This window comes from Paenibacillus liaoningensis (genome assembly GCF_059609455.1).
The window spans coordinates 1-1,224 of sequence record NZ_JCAALU010000051.1; the positions used below are offsets into that span (position 1 = coordinate 1).

Sequence of the window (1,224 nt, forward strand, 5' to 3'; positions counted from 1 at the left end):
GATGAGCGGATTTGCCTACTCATCAGCCTCACTGCTTGGACGGACTATTCCATCAGTCCGCGTCACTGCCCTTCTGCGTCATCCCATTGCTCATAACGGTTTACGGTGGTACAGGAATTTGAACCTGTTGTCCTTCCACTACGCCTTTCGGCCTCGCGTTAGGTCCCGACTTACCCTGAGTGGACGAGCCTTCCTCAGGAACCCTTAGGCTTTCGGCGGACAAGATTCTCACTTGTCTTTTCGTTACTCATACCGGCATTCTCACTTGAATACAGTCCAGCACTCCTTACGGTATACCTTCAACCTATATTCAACGCTCCCCTACCCAAGTACCATTCGGTACATGTCATAGCTTCGGTGGTGTGTTTAGCCCCGTTACATTTTCGGCGCAGAGTCACTCGACCAGTGAGCTATTACGCACTCTTTAAATGGTGGCTGCTTCTAAGCCAACATCCTGGTTGTCTTTGCAACTCCACATCCTTTCCCACTTAACACACACTTGGGGACCTTAGCTGATGATCTGGGCTGTTTCCCTCTTGACAATGGATCTTAGCACTCACTGTCTGACTCCCGAGAAGCACGTCTATGGCATTCGGAGTTTGACTAGACTTGGTAACCCTTGGCGGGCCCCGCACCCAATCAGTGCTCTACCTCCACGACGTTCATACCTCGAGGCTAGCCCTAAAGCTATTTCGGGGAGAACCAGCTATCTCCGAGTTCGATTGGAATTTCTCCGCTACCCCCACCTCATCCCCGCACTTTTCAACGTGCGTGGGTTCGGGCCTCCAGTGCGTGTTACCGCACCTTCACCCTGGACAGGGGTAGATCACACGGTTTCGGGTCTACGACCACGTACTTATTCGCCCTATTCAGACTCGCTTTCGCTGCGGCTCCGTCTTCCCGACTTAACCTTGCACGTGAACGTAACTCGCCGGTTCATTCTACAAAAGGCACGCCATCACCCATAGATTGGGCTCTGACTTCTTGTAAGCGCACGGTTTCAGGTTCTTTTTCACTCCGCTTCCGCGGTGCTTTTCACCTTTCCCTCACGGTACTGCTTCACTATCGGTCACTAGGGAGTATTTAGCCTTGGCAGATGGTCCTGCCGGATTCCGACGGGGTTTCTCGTGTCCCGCCGTACTCAGGATCCGTCTCGGAGAGTGTGTGCTTTTGGCTACAGGGCTTTTACCTCTTATAGCGGGCCTTTCCAGACCTCTTCGCCTA

1 rRNA gene is annotated in these 1,224 nt (G+C 52.8%); it reads right to left on the reverse strand.

Annotated features, from left to right (window positions below):
• Positions 1 to 1,224: ribosomal RNA gene (locus AC6B99_RS33285) — 23S ribosomal RNA — on the reverse strand; the annotation flags it as partial.